The 23436-nt window shown below is 63.4% G+C and carries 21 protein-coding genes; 10 read left to right on the top strand and 11 right to left on the bottom strand.

Translation table 11 applies throughout. The annotated features are described in order from the left end of the window. Positions 1-39: 39 nt before the first annotated feature. Both A9D13_RS13465 and A9D13_RS13470 read right to left on the bottom strand, forming a co-directional pair. Positions 40-654: a TetR/AcrR family transcriptional regulator gene (locus A9D13_RS13465; RefSeq protein ID WP_066774553.1), complete on the bottom strand. Its 615-nt coding sequence runs from the start codon at positions 652-654 to the stop codon at positions 40-42. 120 nt (positions 655-774) lie between these two features. Then, positions 775-1389, bottom strand: coding sequence for an SDR family NAD(P)-dependent oxidoreductase (locus A9D13_RS13470; RefSeq protein WP_172808175.1), 615 nt, complete (start codon positions 1387-1389; stop codon positions 775-777). Between the two features lie 848 nt (positions 1390-2237). On the opposite strand from A9D13_RS13470, the gene A9D13_RS13475 reads away from it, so the two are divergent. From A9D13_RS13475 to A9D13_RS13505, 7 genes are all read left to right on the top strand, one after another. After that, positions 2238-3152: a LysR family transcriptional regulator gene (locus tag A9D13_RS13475; RefSeq protein WP_066774557.1), complete on the top strand. Its 915-nt coding sequence runs from the start codon at positions 2238-2240 to the stop codon at positions 3150-3152. A 143-nt stretch (positions 3153-3295) separates the two neighbouring features. After that, complete coding sequence (locus A9D13_RS13480) at positions 3296-4222, top strand: dihydrodipicolinate synthase family protein (RefSeq protein ID WP_066774742.1); 927 nt, start codon at positions 3296-3298, stop codon at positions 4220-4222. 3 nt (positions 4223-4225) lie between these two features. Next, on the top strand, positions 4226-5449 hold the full coding sequence (locus tag A9D13_RS13485; RefSeq protein WP_066774559.1) for an NAD(P)/FAD-dependent oxidoreductase: 1224 nt from the start codon (positions 4226-4228) through the stop codon (positions 5447-5449). Next, positions 5446-5715, top strand: a complete 270-nt coding sequence (locus A9D13_RS13490) for a (2Fe-2S)-binding protein (RefSeq protein ID WP_066774561.1) — start codon at positions 5446-5448, stop codon at positions 5713-5715. Before A9D13_RS13485 ends, A9D13_RS13490 begins: the two co-directional genes overlap by 4 nt. After that, positions 5712-7133 carry an FAD-dependent oxidoreductase gene (locus A9D13_RS13495; RefSeq protein WP_066774563.1) on the top strand — a complete coding sequence of 474 codons (1422 nt, stop codon included), beginning with the start codon at positions 5712-5714 and terminating at the stop codon, positions 7131-7133. Before A9D13_RS13490 ends, A9D13_RS13495 begins: the two co-directional genes overlap by 4 nt. A gap of 111 nt (positions 7134-7244) precedes the next feature. Then, positions 7245-7736 (top strand): VOC family protein, encoded by a 492-nt coding sequence (locus tag A9D13_RS13500; RefSeq protein ID WP_066774565.1) that lies wholly within the window; start codon positions 7245-7247, stop codon positions 7734-7736. A 23-nt stretch (positions 7737-7759) separates the two neighbouring features. Continuing rightward, positions 7760-8158 (top strand): RidA family protein, encoded by a 399-nt coding sequence (locus A9D13_RS13505; RefSeq protein WP_066774566.1) that lies wholly within the window; start codon positions 7760-7762, stop codon positions 8156-8158. A gap of 115 nt (positions 8159-8273) precedes the next feature. On the opposite strand, the gene A9D13_RS13510 is transcribed toward A9D13_RS13505, so the two are convergent. The 8 genes from A9D13_RS13510 to A9D13_RS13545 all read right to left on the bottom strand — a co-directional run bounded on the left by A9D13_RS13510 (position 8274) and on the right by A9D13_RS13545 (position 20487). Beyond that, entirely contained in the window at positions 8274-9290 is a 1017-nt protein-coding gene (locus A9D13_RS13510; protein ID WP_066774568.1) for a succinylglutamate desuccinylase/aspartoacylase family protein, read from the bottom strand. 23 nt (positions 9291-9313) lie between these two features. Then, entirely contained in the window at positions 9314-10525 is a 1212-nt protein-coding gene (locus A9D13_RS13515) for a DUF819 family protein (protein ID WP_066774570.1), read from the bottom strand. A gap of 151 nt (positions 10526-10676) precedes the next feature. Further along, complete coding sequence (locus A9D13_RS13520; protein WP_082922405.1) at positions 10677-12962, bottom strand: TonB-dependent receptor; 2286 nt, start codon at positions 12960-12962, stop codon at positions 10677-10679. Between the two features lie 254 nt (positions 12963-13216). Further along, the gene (locus A9D13_RS13525) at positions 13217-14881 is read right to left on the bottom strand and encodes a M28 family peptidase (RefSeq protein ID WP_066774572.1); all 1665 of its coding nucleotides are present in this window, start codon (positions 14879-14881) and stop codon (positions 13217-13219) included. 235 nt (positions 14882-15116) lie between these two features. Beyond that, positions 15117-16043, bottom strand: a complete 927-nt coding sequence (lhpI, locus tag A9D13_RS13530; protein ID WP_066774753.1) for a bifunctional Delta(1)-pyrroline-2-carboxylate/Delta(1)-piperideine-2-carboxylate reductase — start codon at positions 16041-16043, stop codon at positions 15117-15119. Between the two features lie 44 nt (positions 16044-16087). Then, positions 16088-17554 carry an indolepyruvate oxidoreductase subunit beta family protein gene (locus tag A9D13_RS13535; protein ID WP_066774574.1) on the bottom strand — a complete coding sequence of 489 codons (1467 nt, stop codon included), beginning with the start codon at positions 17552-17554 and terminating at the stop codon, positions 16088-16090. Between the two features lie 17 nt (positions 17555-17571). Continuing rightward, entirely contained in the window at positions 17572-19704 is a 2133-nt protein-coding gene (locus A9D13_RS13540; RefSeq protein WP_066774576.1) for a ferredoxin family protein, read from the bottom strand. Positions 19705-19707: 3 nt separating this feature from the next. Next, a complete protein-coding gene (locus A9D13_RS13545; RefSeq protein WP_066774578.1) occupies positions 19708-20487 on the bottom strand; it encodes a cyclase family protein in 780 nt (259 codons plus the stop codon). Positions 20488-20598: 111 nt separating this feature from the next. Between A9D13_RS13545 and A9D13_RS13550 the strand changes: the two genes are divergently transcribed. From A9D13_RS13550 to A9D13_RS13560, 3 genes are all read left to right on the top strand, one after another. Further along, positions 20599-21063 carry a MarR family winged helix-turn-helix transcriptional regulator gene (locus A9D13_RS13550; RefSeq protein WP_066774756.1) on the top strand — a complete coding sequence of 155 codons (465 nt, stop codon included), beginning with the start codon at positions 20599-20601 and terminating at the stop codon, positions 21061-21063. A 15-nt stretch (positions 21064-21078) separates the two neighbouring features. Further along, on the top strand, positions 21079-22245 hold the full coding sequence (locus tag A9D13_RS13555) for a pyridoxal phosphate-dependent aminotransferase (RefSeq protein WP_216635507.1): 1167 nt from the start codon (positions 21079-21081) through the stop codon (positions 22243-22245). 86 nt (positions 22246-22331) lie between these two features. Then, on the top strand, positions 22332-22703 hold the full coding sequence (locus A9D13_RS13560) for a RidA family protein (protein WP_268235842.1): 372 nt from the start codon (positions 22332-22334) through the stop codon (positions 22701-22703). A gap of 15 nt (positions 22704-22718) precedes the next feature. On the opposite strand, the gene A9D13_RS13565 is transcribed toward A9D13_RS13560, so the two are convergent. Next, positions 22719-23432, bottom strand: a complete 714-nt coding sequence (locus tag A9D13_RS13565) for a GntR family transcriptional regulator (protein ID WP_156522065.1) — start codon at positions 23430-23432, stop codon at positions 22719-22721. Positions 23433-23436: the final 4 nt, after the last annotated feature.

Raw genomic sequence — 23436 nt, forward strand, 5'->3', positions numbered from 1 at the left:
CCACTGCAGCCATGCAGGTGTATTGCCACTTGGCCTGCGTCACTCGTGCCGGAAGATGCCGACGATCTGGGCGGCGATTTCCGCCGGTTCCAGCCTGCCGGGGCGGAACCAGTCGCTGGCGGAATTCAATTGGGAAAGCAGAAGGTTGCGATAGACCGAGCGATCAAACTCGGCCGGCAATGGCAAGTCGTCGACCAGCGATCGGAACACATCCTCGAACGCGTCGCGGCGCGCGATCAGCGCGCTGCGGATCTCGTCAGGCACTTCGCGAAAATCGTTCATCAGCGGCATCGTCAGGGAATCGGGCGCCAGCTGGATTTCCAGCATGGTCGCGCAGGCCGCCTCAAGTCTTTGCCATGCCCCCTCGGCTGCGCCGACAGCTTCTTCGATCCGCACCTGCGCAGCGCCAAGCGCGGCATTGTGCAGTTCGAGGAACAGCGCATCCTTCGATTTGATGTGATGATAGAGCGAACCGCCAAAGACACCGGCCTTCGCCCCGATATCGCGGAGCGACGTGCCCCGATATCCCTTGAGCGCGAATAGCTGCGCCGCGATTTCGAGAATCTCCCGCTTGCGCGGGCTGATATCCCCATCAAAAATGGCTTTGGACGCGGCGCCATGCGGTTCGGGGTTCGACTTTTCAGATGTATTCATGGGCACCGGGTTTAGCGGGTTTTGCCGGGCATGCGATAGCGTTCCGCACCCGCCTGCGCTTTGCGTGCAGCACGCATTAGCTCAACCGCACCGGCGCTGCCCCGCGCCCGTTCGCGCTTTTCAGGCGAGGATGGTCATCGGGTTTTCGACCAGCGCCTTGAACTCTGTCATGAACCGGGCGGCCAGCCCCCCGTCGATGGCGCGATGGTCGAAGCTGGCGGCGACGCCCATGATCAAGGCCTGCGGCGGATTGATCACCGGCACCATCCCGTCAATGCCGGACATGCCGAGGTTAAACAGGGAAACCGTGCCGCCCGAATAGTCTTCGGGGGCAAGCCTGCCTTTGCGCGCTTTCTCGGCCTGTATCTTCGCCTCTGCCGCGATCGCCGTCAGCGATCTGGCCGCAACATCGCGCACCACGGGCGTGACCAGTCCGCCATCGACCGCCACAGGCTCCACCTCGTGCAGCGGGCTTCCACCGGCGCTGCCCCCGGCGTTGTTGAACGCCAGATCGATCGTGCCATAAATCTCGCGCGTCTTCGCCACTGCCTCGGCGACCGATGCAGCGTCGGTGACATCGCAGGCGACCGCGCTTGCGTCCAGATCCTGCGAACGCAGCTCTTCGATCAACTCGTCCAGCTTTTCGCGCCTTCGCGCCGCAGCGACTACCTTGGCTCCTTCTGCTGCAAACAACCGAGCCGCACCGATACCGCTCGACGCACCGGTGATGAGCACGGTCTTGCCCGCCAGACGGTCGTAATGTTTCTCCAGCTTCGGGGGGGCTTTTATAGGTCATGCTCTCTCTCCATCCTGCGGTGTGCGCACCGTCAAAATTCAGAAGCGCGGCATACACGGCGTCTGCCTGGTGCCACCACGCGCGATGGCACGGTGTCAGCCTAGCGCCGCTCTGGCCCCGCACCTCTCACATGGAAGACAAACGCGGCCGAACCCTTCCGGCTCGATCAAAGTCCGGACAATCGAAAGCGAACCGATATGTCTTCTCCGGGAGTGGAAACCGATCAATTGGTTAAGCACAACGGTCCGCCCTCAGGAGATTTGGCATAGAGCTCGTCCCTCGTTTGATGAGTGCTGCCTAGTCTAGAGATGTAATTTCAAGCGACTTCCTCGCGCCGCGCCGCCCAGCACGGCCAATGCGCCATCATAGTCGAGCGCAAATAGCCACGCCGGGAACAGCGAGGTGCGCAATATTATTGGAGTGAGTGAGGGAGTTGCTGGTTGCGGGGGTGCGATTTGACCGCTGTAGAACACAGCTTCGATTATGACGGTATCAGCCTGGTTGGAGACAGGTAGCTTTCGAGCAATTTTCGTCGATAGAATACGATCGCTTCAGCTAACCGATTCTCGCATGACGCAAGCTCATCGATCAAGATCCGACTGAGGTGGCAGGAAGTTCAGGCTCATACGACATTGTTGGCCTTTATCGGTAATGCTCCGAACGCTCACCTTATGTCTTGGCACGCGCTTGGCCTGAAAAACGCTCTCATGCTAGATGCCCGCAGCGCACGATTTTTTCGAAAGCATTGCGCTCAAAGCATCACAGTCACGCCAGCTGGACCAAGGCAATGTCGGAAACCGGACTAAACTATCTCCTTGCCGCCCTCAACGCAGGCTCGATGCGCGCTGCCGCCGACAAGCTCAACGTTGCCGCCTCTTCCATCAGCCGCCAGATCGCGCAGCTTGAACAGGTCTATGGCATGCCGCTGATCGAGAAGGCGCGCCGCGGAGTTCAGCTTACCGAAGCGGGCCGGATCGTCATCGACCATTACCGCGACGAACTGGCCAATCGCGAGGCGCTGTCGGCCCGGCTGGAGGAATTGCGTTCGGTCCGGTCGGGACGCGTGGTCATCGCCGCTGGCGAAGGGTTTCTCGGCGATAGCTTCATGGAACTGATCCAGCGCTTCAACGACGGCAATCCGGATATCCGGGTCGAGATCCAGATCGGAAGCTCAGTGGACGTGACCCATATGATCGTCGACGACGAGGCGCATCTTGGCCTCGTATTCAACACCGCGCCCGACCCGAAAGTTCGCGTGCGCGCCTCGATCGCGCAGCCGCTGATGGCGATCATGCGGCCCGATCACCCGCTTGCGTCGCTTTCCAGCGTGTCGATCGCCGAACTGGCGCAGCACCAGCTTTGCCTTGCGCCGCGCAATTTCCGCCTTGCCCAGATCCTGGCCGCGGCAGAGCAGCAGGCGGGCCATTTCCTCGAACCCTCGATCATGACCAATTCGATCTATGTCATGCGCGAGGCCGTTCGGTCTGGCACCGCGATATCCATCCTGCCGCGCGTCACCGTCTGGTCCGAATTGCAGCGCGGCGAATTCATCAGCATCCCGGTCGCGAACAGCGCGATGGAAACGACCACGCTCAGCCTGATCCTGCGCGCAGGGCGCCAGCTGGAAGGCGCGCCCGTGCGCATGCTGACCCAGCTTGAGGCGCAGATGCGCCAATGGGGCAAGACCGCGACGCAGGGGTAAGCGCCCAGCAGGGCGTTGCTTTTGGCGCAACGAAATTGCCGCTTGCCGCACGTTGTTGATCATCAAACGCTCTGCCACTCCCCATGACAGGGATGGCGGCGACCGATGTTTCCGCCCGATTTCATATCGAGAGCGGAGATTTCATGAGCGCCTCCAAGCGATCCAGAGTGGACTGGAAAGGCTATCTGCCAGCGATCATCACGCCTTTCGGCCAGGACCTTGAGATCGACGAGAATGGCTTTGGCCAGATGCTCGAATGGCTGCATGGCGAAGGCATGCACGGCCTGATCGTGCAGGGCACCACGGGCGAATGGACCGCGATGAGCCGCGAAGAGCGTGCCCGCTTGTTCCGGCTTGCCGGCGCACAGATGGGCGGAAAGCTTCCGCTGATCGCAGGGTGCAGCAGCTTTACCGCCGATGAGAGCATCGCGCTGGCCAAGGTCGCCAAGGAGGCGGGGTTTGAAGGCATATTGCTGACGGTGCCGCCCTATGTCCGCCCGGGCCCGGCAGAGATCCTGAACTTTTACGAAACCGTCTCCCGCGAAGTCGACATGCCGATCTGCATCTATAACTGGCCGCCGGGCACCGGGATCGACATGTCGCTCGACCTGCTGACGCGTCTGGCAGAGATCGAGAATGTCGTGGCGATCAAGCAGTCGACCCCGAATTTCGAGCGCTTCTGTGACACGTTCTTTGCCCTGAAGGACGAGGTGCGCGTCTTCGGCTTCCCCATGAACGAGGCGGGGTTGACGATGCTGCGCACCCATGGCGGCGACGGCACCATGGGCGCAGGCGGCGTGCTGGGCCGGGCGCAAACTGGTTTCTACGACAATCTTTGGAAGGGCGACATTGAGGCGGCCCGCGCCTGCGGCGCCAAGGACCGGGTGCTGATGGCCGAATGGTACACGCCCGATCTCGTCGGCAAGTTCGGCTCCGGTCCGGCTATCCTGAAAGCCGCATTCGAAGCGCGCGGCATTCCGGGCGGACGAGTGCGTTCGCCGCTCCTTGATGTTGCACCGGCGGACCGCGAAATGATCGCAGCAACTTTGAAAAAACTCGGTATGATCTGATTCATGCGATCCAGCGCCCCGCCTTCCCGTGTGCCCGATGTCTTGATCGTGGGCGGCGGCCTGGTGGGGTGCGCCTGCGCGTTTCATCTGGCGCGGGCGGGCGTGCAGGTCCTCTTGGCCGAAGCGTCGAGCCTGAATGCGGGTGCATCGGGCCAGACGGCGGGATCGCTGCATTTCCAGATCGAGCGGCGTTTCCTTGAAGACGACGGCAACGGATCGGGCGAGATCGACCGCATCGTCAGCCTGAACCGGCTGGCGATCGAGGAATGGGCAGGGCTGGAAAACGCGCTGTCGCGCGACCTCGACATCACCATGGATGGCGGGCTGATGCTGGCCGAGAATGAGGCCGACCTTGCCTTGCTGCAGCAGAAATCGGCGCGCGAAGCCGCAGCAGGGCTGGCTACGCGCCTGCTGGACGCAGGCGAGGCACGCGCCATGCTGCCGGGGCTGTCGCCCACGGTGCGCGGCGCGGCGTTCCAGCCGCATGAAGGGCACGCCAACCCCCGCATTCTTGCCGATGCCTATGCCGACGCTGCCCGCCAGCTGGGCGCGACGATCCGCACCGGCACACGGCTGGATGCATTATCCATGACCGAAGCGCGCCAATATCGCGCCACCTTGGTCGGCCCGGCCGGTGTCGAAACGCTCGTGGTGCCGCAGATCTTCGTAGCCGCAGGTGCATGGACTGCGTCGATCGTCGGGCGGCTTGGGCTTCAGCTGCCGCTGTTTCCCGTGCCGCTGTCGCTGAACGTGACCGACAAGGGCGGGCCCGAACTGCCCTATCTGGTGCAGCATGTCGGCAAGCGGCTGTCGCTCAAGCAGAGCGAGGCGGGCAATTTCCTGATCGGCGGCGGCTGGGCATCGCGCTTCGCCTTTCGCGCCGACGGGTCCATCGACCTCGACACCCCGCCCCTGCCCGTGGCCGAAAGCGTAAGCGGCAATTTGCAGGCCGCCATCGACGTGATGCCTGCATTGCGCCACCGCTCGCTTGTGCGGAGCTGGACCGGCATCACCTGCATCAGCGCCGATCAATTGCCCATCGCCGGCATGCTGCCGGCAGCGCCCGGGCTTTTCGTGGCGGCGGGCGGTTCGATGTTCACCATGGGCCCGGTGATCGCCCGCCTGCTCGCCGCGCAAATCATGGGTCGTGCAGAGGAAGCGGATCCGATCGCTCCCTTCACCCCTGCCCGCTTTGCCCATCTCAACGCATTCGCGGTGCTGCCATGACCGGGCCTGTTTCCATCACCATCGACGGCGAAGCCGTCACCGCTCCATCGGGCGCAAGCGTTGCGGCCGCCATGCTGGCAAGCGGGCGGCAGCGGTTTCGGGACGATACGCGCGGATCGTCACGCGGCATGTTCTGCAACATGGGCACGTGCTGCGAATGCATGGTCTGGATTTCCCATGGGACAGGCTGGACCCGGCTGCGCGCCTGCCTTGTCGCTGTCGCGCCAGGAATGGCCGTGCTGAGGCAGGAGCCTGAGCTCGCATGACCGGAACCACCGACAAGATTTACGATCTGGCCATCGTCGGTGGTGGCCCGGCGGGACAGGCGGCGGCGCTGCAGGTCGCGGCGGCCGGGCTTTCGGTCTGCGTCATCGACGAGCAGCCGCTGCCGGGTGGACAAGTCTTGCGCCAGCCTGCCGCGGCAGGCGCGGGCGCGGGCTGGATGAAGGCTGCGCCCTATCGCAGGCTTGCCGCCCAGCACGCCGCGTTCGTCGCGGAAAAGCGGATCGACTGGATCGGCGGTTTTTCCGTCCATACTGCCAGCAGGCAGGCTGAACATTTCCGCCTATCGCTTGTCGGCGCGACATCGCGCAGCATCTCGGCACGGCGCATGCTGATTGCGGCAGGCTGCTATGACATTCCCGTGCCGCTCCCCGGCTGGACCTTGCCCGGGGTGATGAGCGCGGGCGCGGTGCAGACCTTGCTGAAAGCACAAGGTATAGTGCCGGGAGAGCGGTGCCTCTTGTTCGGCACGCATCCCCTGATGCTCGTCCTTGCCGAACAGATCGTGGCGGCGGGCCACCGACCGGCGGCTGTCTGCTTTGCCCAGTCACAGCGCCAGATGCTGGGCCGCGCTCTGCCCCATGCGCTGCGCGCCATGCGCACGCCCGGCCCGCTGCTGGCCGGGTTGGGAGCCATGGCGCGATTGCGGCGGGCTGGCGTGCCAGTGCATTTCGATGCCTCGGTCCAGCGCCTTGTGCCCAGTACCGACGGAAACGGCCTCGGCGCGGCAGAGGTGGCGATTGCGGGCCGGACCTGCAGCATCGATGCCGATCTTGCCGCCATGTGCTTTGGCTTCATGCCGCAATCCGACCTGCCGCGCGCCATGCGCGCCGCTGTCGCCCCGGCACATCCCGCAGGCTGGCGCACATTGAATGACGCGCAGATGATGACCGATGTGCCGGGCCTCTATGTCGCGGGGGAAACCGTGGGCGTTACCGGCGCGGATGCCGCCATGGCCGAAGGCAAGATTGCGGGCGCTGCCATCACGCATGATCTGGGCGCGCTGGATGCCGTATCGCATGCGCGCATCGCCAGCGCCGCGATCAGGCAGCGCGAAAGGCTGAACGGCTTTGCCGACCTGCTGGCAGCCATGGCCGATCCACGCGAACACTGGCCCGAAGTCGAGGCCGACACACTGCTTTGCCGGTGTGAGGATGTGCCCTGCACCGAAGTGGACCGGGCTATCCTCCAGCACGTCGACACCGCCGCCAGCGGCGGAGCCAGCGCCGCCAAGCTGCGCTGCCGGGCCGGGATGGGGCCGTGCCAGGGACGCGGATGCGAACACAGCGTGATGCGCCGCATGGCGCAGGCCCGCGACTTGCCGGTGGCGGACATTGCAGGGTTTCGCGCCCGCTTCCCGATCCGCCCCGTGCCTTTGGGCAGCCTCGTCGATCCGGACTGAGAACCGATCGTGCGTTGCATGCTACGCAACGATTTCGACTGATTGCCGCCATTGTTCGCAGAACCGGTGCGATTAGGCTTTTCCTTCAAGAGCGCAATCGAAGGATAGCCAATGTCAGCCACTCCGCCCGCCGCCCCGCAATTCCTTGCCGCGGACCATGTTTCATGGACCGTCGACGATGCCGACGCGGTCGCAAAGTTCTACTGCGACGTATTCGGTGCGAGCGAGATGTTTCGCATGGGCCCGATGGATGCGGCAGCCATGCCGGTGGACGAAGAAGGCCGTGACTGGATGGAAACCCATGTCAATGTGCCGGGGGCGTGCCTTTCGCTCATCATGCTGAAGCTGACCGACAACCTGAACCTGCAGCTGGCGCAATATGACAAGCCCGCCGACCGCAAGACCGAATTTCCGCGCCACTGCGACGCGGGCGGGCATCATCTGGGCCTGCGCGTCGACGATGTCGAAAAGGCCGCCTCCTATCTGGCCGCCTATGGCTGCACCGTCATGGAGATCATCGAGATCCCCGAAGGGCCGCTCGCCGGCCACAAGAATCTTTACGTCACCGATCCCTTCGGCCTTCCGATCGAGATCGTGGACTGAGCCTGCAGCAAAAGGATAATTCCATGGCAGCAAAGCGCATCAATCCCGCCAGCCTTTACGAAAGCGTCGGCTACGGCTTTTCGCATGCCGCGCTCGATGAAGCGAATGGCACGCTTCACCTCGCCGGGCAGGTTGCCTGGGACAAGGATTACAACGTCATCGGCGAAGATGTCGCTGCACAGGCGCGGCAGGCGCTGGCCAATATCAAGATTGTGCTGGAAGAAGCGGGCAGCAGTATCGACAAGCTGCTGCGCCTTCGCACCTATATCGTCGATTACGATCCTTCAAAGCTGGAAGCGCTGGGCCCGGTGCTGGGCGAATTCTATGGCGATGTCGTGCCTGCTCCCAACAGCATCATCGGCGTGCAGGCACTGGCCCTGCCCCCCTTCCTGATCGAGATCGAGGCGATTGCCACGGTCTGAACCCGTTCCTCCCGCCGGCCTCCCTCGCCGGCAGTCCCAAGGAAAACGCCCGGTCTTTCGGCCGGGCGTTTTTTTATTTCGCAATGGGATGCCGGGGCCGTGCCCCGGCGGCTAATCAGACGACGTTGCCCATCACGTAAAGCATGTCGCCCGGGTTCGCGATGCCCAGCACAATGGTGTTCGAAACGACGCAGTGCCCCGGCGCGCGGATCTCTTCCAGCACCTCGCCCTTGATGTCGAGGATGGTGCCCAGCACTTCGCCTTCGGTCACTTCCTGCCCGGCCTTCGTGCGGTTGAGGAACAAGCCGCCTCGCGTGGCGAACAGCACGTGGCCGCCGACATAGGTGCGAACCGGTCGTTCCTGCGCCTCGCCCGCGATCATGCCATATTTCTTGAAAACATTGTCGATGCCCGCGACGGTCTTGTCGACGAGCGCTTCATCGAGATGCCCTTCGCTACCGACTTCGCAATAGACGGCGGGCTTGCCGGCCTTCATCGCCTCCATCACCGCGCCGCCGCGTTCGGGATAGCTGGGCATTTCGGGGATCGAACCCTGCGGCACTTCCCAGATTTCGTCGAACAGGAAGGCGCGGGCGAATTCGCGGCTGCGCTCGTTCGTCTCGTCATCGGCGACGGTCAGGATCTCGATGTTTTCCTTGAGCGATTCGAACAATTCGCCGCCATGCAGGTCGATCAGCATGTCGGCAGGCGCGATGATATGATCCCAAACCGCCTGCGCCGTGCTGAACGACAGCGACGTGCCCTGGTGCGAAACATTGCCCGTGCCCTCGACCGTGACGCCCGCGACCGGGAAAGCCTTGCCGAAGTTCACCCCGTCGAGCGGGGAGGCGTGGCCCTTCTTGTGTTCGAAGCCCATCACGTTTTGCACGTGCACGATCAGCACGGTGCCCTTCAGCTTTGCCGGGTCGATCATTTTCGCGACCTTGGCCGCGATCAGCACGCCGTTCAGCTCCATCGGATGGCAGGCGGCGGTGATGGCGATGGTCGGCCCGTCCTGCGCGCCGCGGATCGCGGTGACCGGCACGGTAACCTTGCGCAGCGCGGTTTCGCCAGCGGGAAGGTCGAATTCGATCTTCTCACCCGGTTCCAGCGTATGCCCAGCGACGTTCATTTCCACTTACTCCAAAAAATAGGTCAGCCGGCAGCGCGCAGCACGATCGCCACGCCAAGACCGGCCCATGTTCCGATGAGATTGCCAAGCAGGCCAAGCAGCAAGCCCAGCGCCGCCAGCGGCTTGTTATATTCCGCGCCCACGATCGCGGCCGTCGACGGGCCTGAGATATTGGCGATGCTGGCGACCGCAGGCAGGTAGAGCGGGGCGCGCATGATGCGGCTCGCCAGTGCCATGATCGCGATATGGATCGCCATCCACAGCGCCCCTGCCAGCACCAGCGCGGGCATGTCGACGATTGACGACAGGTCCGCCTGCGCGCCCAGCGAGGCGAAGAAGATATATTGCGTGAGGTAACCGATCTGCGTCGCGCCCAACCGGTCAAGCCGGCGCATCGGCGTGAACGACAGCGCGGTCGCCGCCAGCGTGATCAGCACGATCCCCAGCGTATAGCCCGACAAGACGCCGTTCCACATCGGCGATGCCGCGACCGAATTTTCCAACGCGGCAAAGGCGGCATTGCCCGCCCACATGCACACAACGGCAGCAGGCACGCCCACGCCCAGCACGATGGCCAGCCCTTCGCCCGTCAGCGGTTCCTTTGCCGCTTCGGCGCCGGGATCTTCCATATGCTCCAGCGCGGCGGCGTTTTCACGCGGGGTATAGAAACGGCGCACCCAGTTCTGGTGCCGCGCCATGAACAGCACCACGCCCAGCCATGCGAAACCGATGGTCGCATCGACGACGATGGTCGGCCCGGTCAACGTGTCGGGCATTTGCACCGATTCGCGCACGGCGGCGAAATTGCCACCACCCCCGGTCCAGCTTCCCGTGATGACCGCAAATGACGTCCACGCATCGGGCGGCAGGATCGAACGGAAAGTGAAGAACGACACGATCGCGCCGACCACCACGCCGAAGGTGCCGACCAGCATCATGATGATCGTGCCCCACCCCAGCCGAACAATAGCCGGGATGTCGGTCGTCACCACCAAAAGGAACAGGCCCATCGGCAATAGATAGGTAGCGATCCAGTCATAGGCCGCCGAAGAGCGCGGCATCACGCCGATCGTGCCCAGCACGGCGGGCGCATAGCACAGGATCAGGATTGCCGGGACGATCGCAAAGAACCGGCGCAATTCGGGCCTCGCCGCCGCCCACATCACCAACCCTGCAACCGCGCAGCAGATGGCGGCAACGGCAGTGGGGGAATGAATGGCGGAAAGGTCGAACATCGCGGACGCTATAGCGGGCCTTTGGCTTAGGGGAGAAAATTTCGGCCAATGGCCCGGCGGCCCCCTGGAGAAAGAGCCACCCGCCATCTGACCTTCAAATGCCGACAGGCAGGCCGCGTCGGGGGCGCAGCCTGCCCGTCAACTCAGCGCATCAATATGCGCCGAAACGGAAGCGGACATCGACACCGAAGGTGCGAACCGAAGGCTCGATCTGCACGCCGCTGTAGAAGGCCTGCTCATAGCTGGAATTGAAGTAATCCGCCTTGAACAGGTTCTCGACATAGACGGTGAGGTCCCAGCGGTCGGTGCTGACACCTGCACGCAGGTTGGTCACGTCATACCCCTTGGTGATGAACGGCCAGGTCTTGTAGAGATAGGCGTAGGAGCTGGTCAGCTGGCCCGAACGATACATCCATTCGGCCCGCGCAAAACCTTCCATCCCATCCTTGATGTCACGGCGATATTCGGCGTGGGCGTTCAGTGACCACTTGGGCGAATTGACGAGCCGCATGCCGGTGGCATCCACCGTCGTGCCGTCGATCAGCGCATTGGCGTAATCGTCGTATTTCGCATCGAGATAGCCGACATCGCCGCCGATACGCAGCTGGTCGGTGACAAGGCCCTCGACGCTCAGCTCGACGCCCTTGCTGGTGGCCGACGACGCGTTCGAAATCGCGGTCGCTGAACGCAGCAGGCCATCATCATCGAGATACTGGAACTGGATGTACTGCTGCACGTCTTTCCAGTCCATATAGAAGGCCGCGGCATTCACGCGCAGGCGGCGGTCGAAGAAATCGCCCTTCCAGCCCAGCTCGTAGTTCCACAGCGTTTCCGGCTTGTACTGGTTATCGAGGTTTTCAAGGCTCGTGTTCTGCACGCCGCCCGCCTTGAAGCCCTTGGACACGGTGGCATAGAACATGCCCAGATCCATGGGTTCATAGCTGACGGTGAAACGCGGCGAGAAATCGTCGAAGGTCGCGCTGCGGTCGTTCGTGTCGGTCAGCACGCCGGCTGAACGGCGGATGCCCTCGAAATGCGTCTTTTCCCACGAATAGCGGCCACCGACGATCAGCTTGAGCGAATCGGTCGCGTTCCACGTCGCCTGTCCAAAGACCGCCCAGTAATCATTGGTCACGTTCGAAATGGCGGCGGTAATCTCGCTGCCCGCATCCATGCCGATGGGGTTCTCGGTGCCGTTGTAGGTCAGCGCAGACAGGTCGCCCTTGTCCTGCCCGACATTGGCGCCGATGCTCCATTCGATGGCGCGCGGACCATTCGACTGCAGGCGCAGTTCGCCGCTGGTCGAAGAGCGGTTGATGTTGCGATATTCATAGAACGCATCGACGCTGCCGCCATCGACGTCGCCTTCATTGTAGATATGATTGTCGAGCGTGCCCGCGACCGCAGTCAGGGTCATGTCGTCGAATTCATATTCCAGGCGCGAGCTGACATATTCGAACTCGGTGCCGACCGACGTGGCGCGGTTGAAGTTCACCTCGTCATCGTTTTCCGGGTAGAAACCGATGCCGTCCTCGTCTGCGACGAAGCCTGCGTCCTCACCGTAATAAAGCGAAGCCCATGTCGCGGTGTTGAAGCCCGAAGGCACGCCGACAAAGCCGTTCTGCTTGCCCGTGCTGTAGCTGTAGGTGGTGTCCCAGGTCAGCCGGTCGTTGGGCGTGACGCGGGCGGTGATGCGGCCGGTCTTGAACGTGCCGTCGCTGCCGCCGCCGATCTCGTTGATGTTCTTGATGTTGCCATCGGTCGCGCGCAGCTCACCCGAAGCGCGAACCGCCAGAAGCCCTTCCACCACCGGCACGTTGATGATGCCGTGCACCTTGCGCGTGTCAAAGCTGGAGTAGCCGCCGCCGACTTCGGCGAACCATTCGTCGTTCGGCTTCTTCGTCGTGATATTGATCGCGCCGCCGACCGAGTTGCGGCCGAAATAGGTGCCCTGCGGGCCGCGCAGCACTTCGATCCGGTCGATGTCGAGGATCTCCGGATTGCTGGTGCCGACCGCGACATTGTACTCGTCGATATAGAAGGCATAGGCCTGCTGGCGACTGGCGCGATAGGCGTCAAGCTGGTTCGAAATGCCGCGGATCGAGATTTCCTTGCGATCGCGCGAACCCTGCGAAACGAAGCTGACGTTCGGCATGTCGTTGAAGACGTCGTCGATGCCGGTGACGTTCTGTTCGGTGATCGATTCCGCGTCGATCGCGCTGATCGCGATCGGAACGGAGTTGATCGATTCCGTCCGGCGCTGCGCCGTCACAACGATATCGCCGAGGCCGGTGCTCGCCGTATCGGCGCTGGCGTCAGAGGCCGCGTCCTGCGCATGGGCGGCGCCTGCAGAAGCGAACAGCGCAATGGTGGAAGCGGCGGCAACCAGCGCGTTCTTGCGCCTATCAAGATTGCGAATATGGCCAAGATTCATCATCAAAAAACTCCCCGATTGCCCGGCGCGCGACGCGCGGCGCGGGACCGATCCGTTGTTCTCCTGCTCCGCTTGGCGACTGGGGCTTTCGCGAAACTGAAACAGTGCGCGGCCATGTCTTTTTCGTTGGGCTGATGTTCACGCCGTTGGTGATCACAAACAACGACACACGGTGGTGTCTTTTGTTGCGCTGAACGCAATCAACCTCGCAAAATCGTAGCCAGACTCGCACGCAGGGTCCGGCCACGGGTCAAACCTCAACGCTCATCGGCGCTGGCATCGCGAATGGCCCTGAATTCAGAGGTAGGCGTCCAGTTCGGCCACGCACTGCTGTCAGCAAGTTCGCGCGTCAAGCGATAGGTCAGTGTCAGTTCCTGAATCGCGCCAGACCAGTCCCAATCGGGATCATATGCATCGGATGGCGCATGATAATGGCGCGCGATGTAATCGCGGGCCGCCGCTTCGCCCCGCGCCTTGCCGCCTTCGACAAGGTCCTGACCATTGGCGAAATAGGCCATCGGCACGCCGCGCTTGGCAAAGCTGAAATGGTCGGACCGGAAATAGTTGCCGTTCTCGGGCATGGATTCGGCTTCGACGCTCTGCCCCTGTTGACGCGCAAGGCGCGCGACATCGGCCTCCATCTCGTGGCGGCCAACGCCGGTGATCGTGACATCGCGCGCTGCGCCATAAATGCTAAGCCCGTCGAGGTTCACGCCGCCTGCCGTGCGCGACAGCGGGTAGATCGGATGGCGCGCGTAATATTCCGATCCGGCGAGCCATGATTCCTCGCCCGTGGTGGCGATGAACACGGCGGTGCGGTCCGCCGGCCCTGCCTTGCCATAGGCCTCGGCCAGCGCGACCAGCCCTGCCGTCCCGCTGGCATTGTCGAAAGCGCCATTGCAGATGTCGTCGCCGTCCACCGGCTCGCAATGGCCGAGGTGATCCCAGTGCGCGGTCAGCATCACATATTCGCCGGGACGTTTCGCGCCCGGCAGGACCCCCACGACATTATGCGATTTGATGCGCCGCATGGTGTTGTCGATCCGGGTCGTAAGGCGAAGGCCGAGGGGGACCGAGCGGAAGCCCTTCTTCCCAGCCGCTGTTTCCAGCGCGTCCAGATCCTGTCCGTTCGCTGCCAGCACGCGGCGGGCCGCGTCATGCGATATCCAGCCGATCGCATTGGCCTCGGGCGCGCTTTCGCTGGCATCGTCGACGATCAGCTGCGTGCCGGTGTTCGAACTGACGACGACGTTCCAGCCATAGGCCGCGCGCTGATCGTCGTGAATGACGAAAGCGGCCGCCGCGCCCTGCCGCGCGGCCTCCTCGAACTTATAGGGCCAGCGGCCGTAATAGGTGAGCGCCTTGCCGCCGAACGGGCCAGAGAGCGTTTCCTCGTCCCAGTCGGGGTCGTTGACCATGACCAGCACGGTCTTGCCGCGCACGTCGAGCCCTTCGTAATCGTTCCAGCCCAGTTCCGGCGCATTGATGCCATAGCCGACAAACACGACATCGCTGTCCGCGATATCGATATGGGCGACGGGGCGATGGGTATAAACCGCCATGTCCCGCTTGTACTCAAGCGTCAGCGGCGCATCGCCGCCCGCAATTTCGAGCGTCATCGACGGATCGGGCGTCAGCTCGACCATGGGCACGTCCTGGTACCAGCTGCCATCGGCGCCCGGTTCAAGACCCGCAGCGGCGAAACGCTGCGCGATATAAGCGATGGATTTCTCTTCCCCCACCGTACCGGGGGCACGGCCTTCGAATTCGTCGGAAGCGAGGGTGCGGGTCACATCCTTCAGCGTTTGCGTCGAGAGCCCGACATCTGCTGGGGCCTGTACGGTCGCGTGCACTGGGGTCGCCGTTTCCTGCGCATGTGCCGAAACGCTGACAGTCAGCGCGCCAGCGGCAGCGCCCGCCATGGCTGCACGGATGAACGATCGGTGCGGCGTAATTATCGAAATATTCACGGAATCCTCCCCTTGAGGTCCGAGAAATCAAGACGACGCAAGTAGGTGTCACCGGTCCGGACGCGGCTGGATGCCGGGTAGTAAATGGCAGCGGTCAACCTGCTGCAATGCCAAGGGATGGCCGATTTCGTTGCGCCAAAGGCAACGGGGCGAAGATGCGGAATGGCGCCTCTCGCTCCGATACCGCTCAGCCACCGTGCAATGCGATCCGTGCGGCGAACAGGTCGGCGGCAGCCGTTCCGACCGCTTTGAACACGGTGATCTGCGCATCGCCCGATCGCCCTGCGCCGCTTGCCAGATCGGTAATGTCGCCCAAGATGTCGCCCTTGCCGATCACGCCATTGTTGATGGGATGCAAGAGATCGCCCGACTCCGCCAGCACCGCATCGCGCGCGTCGACATAAATCGACGCCCGCGCAAAGCAGGCGTCATCGGCCTCGCGCATATCGGGGCGATAGCCGCCGACCAGATCGAGATGCATGCCCGCAGACAGCCAGCTCCCTTCGATCAGTGGCTCTGCCGAACTGGTCACGCAACTGATCACGTCGGCGGCCTTGGCGCTATCGGCTAGATCCTGCGCGACGCGCACATCCACATGCCCCGTTCGATTTGCGATCAGCCTGGCGGCAGCGGCGGCGCGGTCGGGGTTTCGGCCCCAAATGTCGATACGCTCGAACGGCCTCACGGCCAGCATCGCCTCGGCAAAATAGGGAGCAAGATTGCCGGTGCCGACCACAAGCAGCCGCGATGCATCCCTGCGGGCCAGGCAATCGGCTGCCAGCGCCGAGACAGCCGCCGTGCGCCGCGATGTCAGTTCGGCGGCATCCAGCACGCCGATCGGGCAGCCGGTTTCGAAATCAAAGACGACATAAGTCCCCTGAATCACCGGCTGGCTCTTGGCGGCGTTGTCCGGAACGATACTGAGCAGCTTGGTCCCTGCCAGCCGGTCCGTCACAGCCGGCATGACCAGCAGTTCGCGCCCCCGCGATGCCGGAACGACAAGCCGCTGCGGCACGTCGATCGCGTCGTTTTGCGCGTAGAGGCCGCGAAGGCCTTCTATCAGCCTGCCGAATGGCAACGACCGGGCAAGGCTGGCGGCGTCATGGAACTGCATGGGAAACATGCCTCTTCGTGTGCGATGGTGGGGCTTGCGCCCGTTCAGGCCGACAGTGCCTCGTTCAGTTGGGAGCAGCCCTCATCAGCCAGCGCCAGTTCGCGCAGGCGCGCGATTTCTGCGGCGGGCAGGTCCTTTGCCTGATGATGCGCGACAATCCGGTTGAAATTGCCAAGACCGCGTTCGAACGTATCGCCATATCCCTTGATCAGCCTCTGGCAGCGGATGATCTCGATCGCGCGGTCGCGATCGTGCAGCGCCTGCTCCGACGCCAGCGCGAGCCAGTTTTCGATCCGCTCCTGCTCTTCGGCATAGCGCAGCGAGCGCGGGCGCATGCCCCGCATCGCCGCGACGAGCCTGAGGGCGGCAAACCAGCGCAGGCTGGTCGTCTCAACATGGCGGCCCTTGGCGAAGAACCGGCCCACCAACCTTTGCGCCAGATCGCTGTTGAGGAGCCATCGCCCCAGCCCTTTAGGCAAGGTCTCGCAGATTTCCTGAAACCGCGGATGCATGAATTCGGTCACGCCCATCAATTGTTCGGGCTGAGCCTTAACCTCGCTACGGATCTTGTCGGTTCGTCCGGCGCGCGTCTTGATGTCGGCCACGCGGATCGTATCCTCATAGCTCATCCACAGAGCGAGGTGTCGCGCCGTTTCCGCGGTCAGCGTAAAGGGGGCGAAATCAAGCGCGCGGATCGCGGCCAGCCGGTCGAGGTAAAGCGCGGCATAGCCATGGTCCTGCCAATCGATCAGCCGCGCCACGCCGCGCAGCGCCGCTTCGCGTGCGATGGCAGGCAGTTCGGCTTCGACCCTCGCGGCCAGCCTGCGACCCTCAGCCGTCGTCGGCGCGGGCACAGGCGTTTGGGTTTCAACCGGCATGGCGACGGGCTGCTGCGCAGCGGCAAAGCCTTCGTCGAAGCCGGCGAAATTACTTTTGACCGCGATGCCGCTGTGCTCGATCGCGGCGCGGAAGCTTTCGGTCGGGAATGGAAGCGCGTCGCTACCTGCCAATGCGCCGAACATGATCGCGCTGATGACGCTGCCCGAACGATCGGTCGCGGCTTCCATGTCGAAACCGATGAACCTCTTCGAACGCTCATGCGCCGCCTCGAGGATGCGCTCTCCGCTGCCGCGCCCGTCGCCCATCGCCTGCTTTTCGCCGATGGCATAGATGCGGTGCGTCGACCCGATCAGCGTGGTGCGGTTCGCAGTCGAGAACCCGCGCAGCAGGGCGCGGCCCGTTTCCATCAGTTCGGATGCGATCACGATGTCGACATCGCCGGGCATCGGCATCTGCGCCATCACCGGCAGGCGGCCCGTGCCATCGTCGCGGGCCAGCTCGACGTAATAGACGGTCGAACCGGTGCGCTGCGCCACACCCGGCACCGACGTGCCCTGCGCCAGCCAACCTTCCGACCGGGCAACATGCTGGATCCATTCGGCCAGAACGCCCCCGCCCTGCCCGCCAAGGGCGAGAATGGCGATGGTGATGCGGTTTGCTTGTTCGGTCATGTTCGTGAGTTCCGGGGTCAGAATGCGCGGGCGGCGCGCTTGCGTTCGATGGCGCCTTGCCAGCTGCCGATCACCGCGCCGGCGATACGCGCCTTCGCCCGTTCCCAGCGCGAGGGATTGGCCACGATGCGCGCGCGATAGAAGCTGGGGCACAGCACGGCGGCATGGCTCACCTCTCCGCACAGGCCGCAGCCCACGCAGCTGTTTTCGACATGGGCGACAGGGTCCTGCCGCAGCGGATCGGGATTGGGCTTGATAGTCAGCGACGGACAGCCCGACAGCCGCACGCAGCTGTGATCGCCGGTGCAGGTCTCGGCATCCACGCCAAAGCGTTCGCGCACGACGCGTTCACCTGCCTTTAGCGCGGCGGCCTTCTGCTTTTTCTCACGCCGCTGGCGATTGAGCATGCATTCCGATTGCGCGACGATGACCTTCGGCCCCTTTTCGGGCGACGTCATCGCCTCACGCAGCGTGTCGCGCATGCGCGGCACGTCATAGGTGCGCGTGATTTCCCGCACCCATGTCGCCCCCACGCCGCGCACCGCGCGGGTGATCGGGTTGTTGGTGGTGCGGTTCTCGTTCTTCGCCCGCGATGACAAGATGTCCTGGCCGCCGGTGGCTGCCGAATAGCCATTATCGATGATCAGCGTGACGGTATCGTCCTTGTTGAACACCGCGTTGCCGATGCCCGACGTCAGCCCGTTATGCCAGAAACCGCCATCGCCCATCACCGCGATCGCCCGCTTGTCCTTGGGCTTGAAGGCGGACGCGCCCGCACTGCCAAGGCCATAGCCCATGGTCGTGTTGCCGATGTTGAAAGGCGGCAGGATCGAGAACAGGTGGCACCCGATATCGGCCGAAACATGCGCGGGGCCAAGCTCGCGCTCCACCAGCTTCATGGCGGTGAAGATCGGGCGTTCGGGGCAGCCGGTGCAAAAGCCCGCAGGGCGCGGCGGGATCTGGGTGGCGACCGCCGGGGCGAGCGGGCTTTCCACCTCTTCGGCAGGGGCCATCGCGGGGGCTTCGGCACGCAGGAATGCGGCCAGCCCCTTGGAAATCGCCTTGGCGGTATATTCGCCTGAACGTGGCAGCACGTCCTTGCCCGCGATGCGCGTGTCGAGCCCTGCGCGGCGGACGAGCGTATTGAGTTCATGCTCGATAAACTCGGGCTGGCCCTCCTCGATCACCAGCACGGCGCGCTTGCCGCGGCAGAAATCGGCGACCTCATCCGGCACCAGCGGATAGGTGACATTGAGGCAATAGATCGGCAGCTTGCTTTCGCCATAGCTGTCGGCAAGCCCGGCCAGTTCCATCGCACGGTTGAGATTATTGTAAAGGCCGCCCTGCACGATCAGGCCAATGCCTTCGTCGACTTCCGCGGGGCCGAACCATTCGTTCAGCCGATTGTCGCGCACAAAGGCGAGGCCTGCTGGCCAGCGCTTCTCGATCTTCTCCACCTCGTGCAAGAAATTCGCAGGAGGGAGGACGATGCGGTCGGTATCGCGGTTGGGGTTGCTGGCCGCGTCGCCCACGGTCATGGGCGGTCGGATATTGTCTTTCGCGGTAAAGCTGCCCGTCATGTGGCAGGAACGCACCCGAAGCTGCAGCATCACAGGCGTATTCGACGCTTCGGAAAGCTGGAACGCCTGTTCCACCGAATCCACGATGGAGGTCAGGTTGGGCCGCGGATCGAAGAGCCACATCTGCGATTTCATGGCAAAGGCGTGGGTTCGCTCCTGCATGATGGAGGAGCCTTCACCATAATCCTCGCCCACGATGACCAGCGCGCCGCCGGTCACGCCGCCCGATGACACGTTGGACAGCGCATCGGACGCGACATTGGTGCCGACCACCGATTTCCACGCCACCGCGCCGCGAAGCGGATAATTGACCGAAGCCGCCAGCATCGCAGCCGCGGTCGCTTCCGACGCGCTGGCTTCGAAATGGACGCCAAGGCTTTCGAGGAGGTCGTTCGCATCGGCGAACACGTCCATCAGATGGCTGATCGGCGATCCCTGGTAACCGCCGACATAGGCAACGCCCGATTGCAGCAGCGCCTTGGTCACGGCGAGAATGCCTTCGCCGGTAAAGGTCTCGCCCTCGCCCAGTTCCAGTTTGCGGACTTCGGACTTGAAGGAACGCTCTGCCATGGATCAGCCCGCGACCAGCGCGAAAACGCGCAGCGGGCTGCCCGAACCGTCGCGGATCTTCAGCGGCGCGCCCGCGACGATCGCGCCCTTCGGCGGCAGCTGGTCGAGGTTTTCAAGACATTGCAGGCCATACAGCCCTGCACCGTGCAGGAGCGTGTGAGCGGGATAGGCAGGCTCCAGCAGATGGGCTTGCCCGGCATCGGTGCCGATGGTCTCCACGCCGAAACCGATCACCTTCCTTGCAATCATATATTCGACCGCGTCGGTGTCGGGACCGGGGGTGTGCGCCCCGTCCTCGCGCCGGTTGGTATAGGCGTCGGTCTCGCGCTTCGAGAAGTCGGTGCGGAAAAGCACCCAGCTGCCCTCCTCGATCTCGCCATGCTCGGCTTCCCATGCCTTGATGTGATCGGCTTTAAGCAGGAAATCGGCATCGGCAGCACATTCGGCCGAGAAATCGAGCACGCAGGCAGGCGCGACCAGCTTCTGGAGCGGCGCCTTGTCGACGGTGTTGTCGGCAAGATCCTTGCCCGACACCCAGTGAACCGGCGAATCGAAATGGGTGCCGGTATGTTCGCCCACGGTGAAATTGTGCCAGTGCCACGCGACCCCGCGTTCGTCATAGCGCGAGATTTCCTCACGCGAGAAGGCCGCGGTCTGGCCAAAGGGTTCGGGCAGGACCAGCAGCGGCGTGTCCTCACTCAACTCCTGCGTCAGGTCCACGATCCTGATCGCGCCTGCGGCGATGTCGGTGGCAAGGGCGGCAAGAACATCGGTGCTGGACATGACTTCTCCTATGCGTGCATCTGCAACACGAAACCTACCTATTTTACTTGCATGTGCAAGTAAAATATTGCAGCTGCGAACAGGTGGCGAGGCCCGCTGCCGGAGACGATGATGAGCGAAGACCTGCGCCCGATTGGCAATCCCGGCTCGGCCGACTTCAGGCTCGAAGCCTATCCGTTCTACCTCCTCAATCGCGCGGCGAGCCGCTATAATGTCGAGATCGAGGCCGCGCTTCGCGAGCTTGGCATCGATATTCCGACCTGGCGCGTGCTGATGATCCTTGGCGAAAAGGAGCCGCTGGCGATCGGGCAGGTCTCGCGCTCTGCGGTGATCAACCTGTCGACCATGATGCGCATCGTCGGCCGCATGGAAAAGGCAGGGCTGATCGTGGTGACGCCCAGCGCCCATGACCGGCGGGTCAAGGAGATCGGCCTGACTGCGCTCGGCCGTGAAAAGCTGGCCGATGCGCGCAAGGTCACCGCCCCCCTCTACGAACGCATCATCACCGGGTTCAGCGCGGCGGATTTCGCCCGCCTGCTCGACCTGCTCGCCCGCCTGCACGATAATCTGGAATAGGGCGGCAGGGATCCGATGACCGGCAACGCAGACTTGCGCCAGATCGCCACCGAACTGCCCGGATCGCTGATCCGGCGGCTGGCCAATGCCAATATGGGGCGCAGCGATGTCATCCCGCTCTGGTTCGGGGAAAGCGATCTCGCCACCGATCCCGCAATCGCGGCGGCGGCGGCTGAAAGCCTTGGCCGGGGCGAGACTTTCTATGGCCCCAATCTCGGCCTGCCTGAATTGCGCAAGGCGCTGGCCGAATATCAGCAGCGCATCTTCGCCACGCAGGCCGGTTTCGCGAATATCGCGGTCACAAGCTCGGGCCTCAATGCGCTGCTGCTGGTGCTCTCGGCACTGGTCGATCCGGGGGACGAGGTGGTCGTCCCCGTCCCCGCGTGGCCCAATCTCGTCGCCATGCCAAAGGTGTTGAGCGCCAGTGTGCGCGAAGTGCCGATCACGCTGGAAGCAGGCCGGTTCGCCCTGCCGCTGCAGCGCCTGCTCGACGCGTGCGGGCCACGGACGAAAGTCGTGATCCTCAACAGCCCCGGCAATCCGACCGGCTGGCGCCTGCCCCCTGCCGAGATGGCGCAGCTGGTCGCGGAACTCGACCGGCGCGGCATCTGGCTCTTGGCTGACGAGGTCTATTCGCGGATCCTGCCCGCGGGCGTGGCCCCGGCCTCTTTCGTGGAGCATTTCGACGAGGACCGCCGGATCGTCACCGTTAACAGCTTTTCGAAAAGCTGGGCGATGACAGGCTGGCGGCTTGGCTGGATCACCGCGCCGCGCCGTCTGGTCGAGGTGCTGGAGCGGCTGATCGAATTCAACACTTCCTGCGCCCCGACCTTTGTCCAGCGCGCCGGGATCGTGGCCCTTGGCCCGGTGGGAGAGGCGTTTCTGGCGAGCCAAACCGCACGGCTGGACACAGCGCGCCTTGCTGCGCTGGAGGTCTTGGCAGACGAGGAGCGCATCACCGTGCCGCATTGCGACGGCGCATTTTACCTCTTCCCCCGGATCGAGGGGATGGACGACAGCGTCGCGCTGGCCGAGCGGGCCATTGAAAACGGTGTCGGCGTCGCGCCGGGCGCAGCCTTTGGCGCAGGCGGCGAAGAGCATCTGCGCCTGTGTTTCGCCCGCGATCCAGCACAGGTGCGCGAGGCGATCCAGCGCCTTGTCAGAACCGTGCGTGAGATTTGATCGTGCAGGCGGCTTGACGGCCAGCTCCGCACCCTCCAGGTATTGGATCCAATTTTTGACAACGAACGGATTCCATCATCAAACGCATATCATCAGGTTCACGCTTCGAGACATTGGCCGCCTATTGCCGCGCCGTGGTCGAGGGGGACTACATCCATGTTTCCGGCACAGTCGGCGCTGACCCGGAAACAGGCGAGATGCCCGAAGATGCGGGCCTGCAGGCGCGCAATATCTTCCGTATTGTCAAACCGGTGCTTGAAGAAAACGGCAGCGGCATCGACCTTGTCATCCGCAACCGCGTCTTCCTGACCGATATCGAACATCTTCAGGCCGTGGCCGAAGTCCTGCGCGAAAATTTCGCCGATAACCCGCCAGCCAACACGACCCTGCTGACCGGCATTCCCGCGCCGGGCGCAAAGGTCGAGATCGAGATCACGGCAAAACGCCGCGACGCGTGACGGAAAAGACCGGTGCTAGCCCTTGGCCTTGTCAGCCTTATCGGCCGGGGCGGCATCGTTGAACCCGATGGTGCGGCGAAGGTCCTGCGCGTTCCAGCTGATATGTTCGCGCAGCGCCTCAATCGCGCCGTCCTCGTCGCCCTCCTCGATCAGATCGAGGATGCGCTGATGTTCGGCGTCGCTTTCCTTTTGCGTTTCGTTGGACAGAAAACGCTGAACCTTGAGATAGCGGTCCGCCCTTACCAGCAGGTTCTCAAGAATCTGCAAGGACAAGGGCCGCCCGGCAAGACCATATAGCGTATAGTGGAACTGCATGTTCAGTCCCGCCCATTCGCCCATGTCATCGGTGACCCGTGATTTATCGACCACTTCGCGCAGGCTGGCGATCACCTCTGGCGTGATATTGGAAAAGGCTGTGCGCAGCAGATAGGGCTCTATCATGCCGCGCATCTCGTAGATTTCCTCGATCTCGCTCAGCGAGAGCTTGGGGATCAAAGCGCCGCGGTATTTTTCGCGGATGACCAGACCTTCGGCTTCCAGCTGGGCCAGCGCCTCGCGCACGGGAATACGGCTGACGCCCAGTTCCTGCGCGATCATTTCCTGGCGGATATACTGGTCTTCGGCGTAATGGCCCGACAGGATGCGATCGCGCAATATGCGCGCGACATCGACCGCAGTGGTGCTGCGGACCAGCTTGCTGCTTTCCGCCAAGGTGGAACTATCAGGCAAGGCC

Source organism: Croceicoccus mobilis, from assembly GCF_001661965.1.
GTDB classification, from domain to species: domain Bacteria; phylum Pseudomonadota; class Alphaproteobacteria; order Sphingomonadales; family Sphingomonadaceae; genus Croceicoccus; species Croceicoccus mobilis.

What these genes read in the sequence shown, in the direction of transcription:
- A9D13_RS13465 (WP_066774553.1), bottom strand. Translation starts at nt 654, where the DNA reads ATGAATACATCTGAAAAGTCGAACCCCGAACCGCATGGCGCCGCGTCC.
- A9D13_RS13475 (WP_066774557.1), top strand. Translation starts at nt 2,238, where the DNA reads ATGTCGGAAACCGGACTAAACTATCTCCTTGCCGCCCTCAACGCAGGC.
- A9D13_RS13480 (WP_066774742.1), top strand. Translation starts at nt 3,296, where the DNA reads ATGAGCGCCTCCAAGCGATCCAGAGTGGACTGGAAAGGCTATCTGCCA.
- A9D13_RS13485 (WP_066774559.1), top strand. Translation starts at nt 4,226, where the DNA reads ATGCGATCCAGCGCCCCGCCTTCCCGTGTGCCCGATGTCTTGATCGTG.
- A9D13_RS13490 (WP_066774561.1), top strand. Translation starts at nt 5,446, where the DNA reads ATGACCGGGCCTGTTTCCATCACCATCGACGGCGAAGCCGTCACCGCT.
- A9D13_RS13495 (WP_066774563.1), top strand. Translation starts at nt 5,712, where the DNA reads ATGACCGGAACCACCGACAAGATTTACGATCTGGCCATCGTCGGTGGT.
- A9D13_RS13500 (WP_066774565.1), top strand. Translation starts at nt 7,245, where the DNA reads ATGTCAGCCACTCCGCCCGCCGCCCCGCAATTCCTTGCCGCGGACCAT.
- A9D13_RS13505 (WP_066774566.1), top strand. Translation starts at nt 7,760, where the DNA reads ATGGCAGCAAAGCGCATCAATCCCGCCAGCCTTTACGAAAGCGTCGGC.
- A9D13_RS13510 (WP_066774568.1), bottom strand. Translation starts at nt 9,290, where the DNA reads ATGAACGTCGCTGGGCATACGCTGGAACCGGGTGAGAAGATCGAATTC.
- A9D13_RS13515 (WP_066774570.1), bottom strand. Translation starts at nt 10,525, where the DNA reads ATGTTCGACCTTTCCGCCATTCATTCCCCCACTGCCGTTGCCGCCATC.
- A9D13_RS13520 (WP_082922405.1), bottom strand. Translation starts at nt 12,962, where the DNA reads ATGATGAATCTTGGCCATATTCGCAATCTTGATAGGCGCAAGAACGCG.
- A9D13_RS13525 (WP_066774572.1), bottom strand. Translation starts at nt 14,881, where the DNA reads ATGGCGGGCGCTGCCGCTGGCGCGCTGACTGTCAGCGTTTCGGCACAT.
- lhpI (WP_066774753.1), bottom strand. Translation starts at nt 16,043, where the DNA reads ATGCAGTTCCATGACGCCGCCAGCCTTGCCCGGTCGTTGCCATTCGGC.
- A9D13_RS13535 (WP_066774574.1), bottom strand. Translation starts at nt 17,554, where the DNA reads ATGACCGAACAAGCAAACCGCATCACCATCGCCATTCTCGCCCTTGGC.
- A9D13_RS13540 (WP_066774576.1), bottom strand. Translation starts at nt 19,704, where the DNA reads ATGGCAGAGCGTTCCTTCAAGTCCGAAGTCCGCAAACTGGAACTGGGC.
- A9D13_RS13545 (WP_066774578.1), bottom strand. Translation starts at nt 20,487, where the DNA reads ATGTCCAGCACCGATGTTCTTGCCGCCCTTGCCACCGACATCGCCGCA.
- A9D13_RS13550 (WP_066774756.1), top strand. Translation starts at nt 20,599, where the DNA reads ATGAGCGAAGACCTGCGCCCGATTGGCAATCCCGGCTCGGCCGACTTC.
- A9D13_RS13555 (WP_216635507.1), top strand. Translation starts at nt 21,079, where the DNA reads ATGACCGGCAACGCAGACTTGCGCCAGATCGCCACCGAACTGCCCGGA.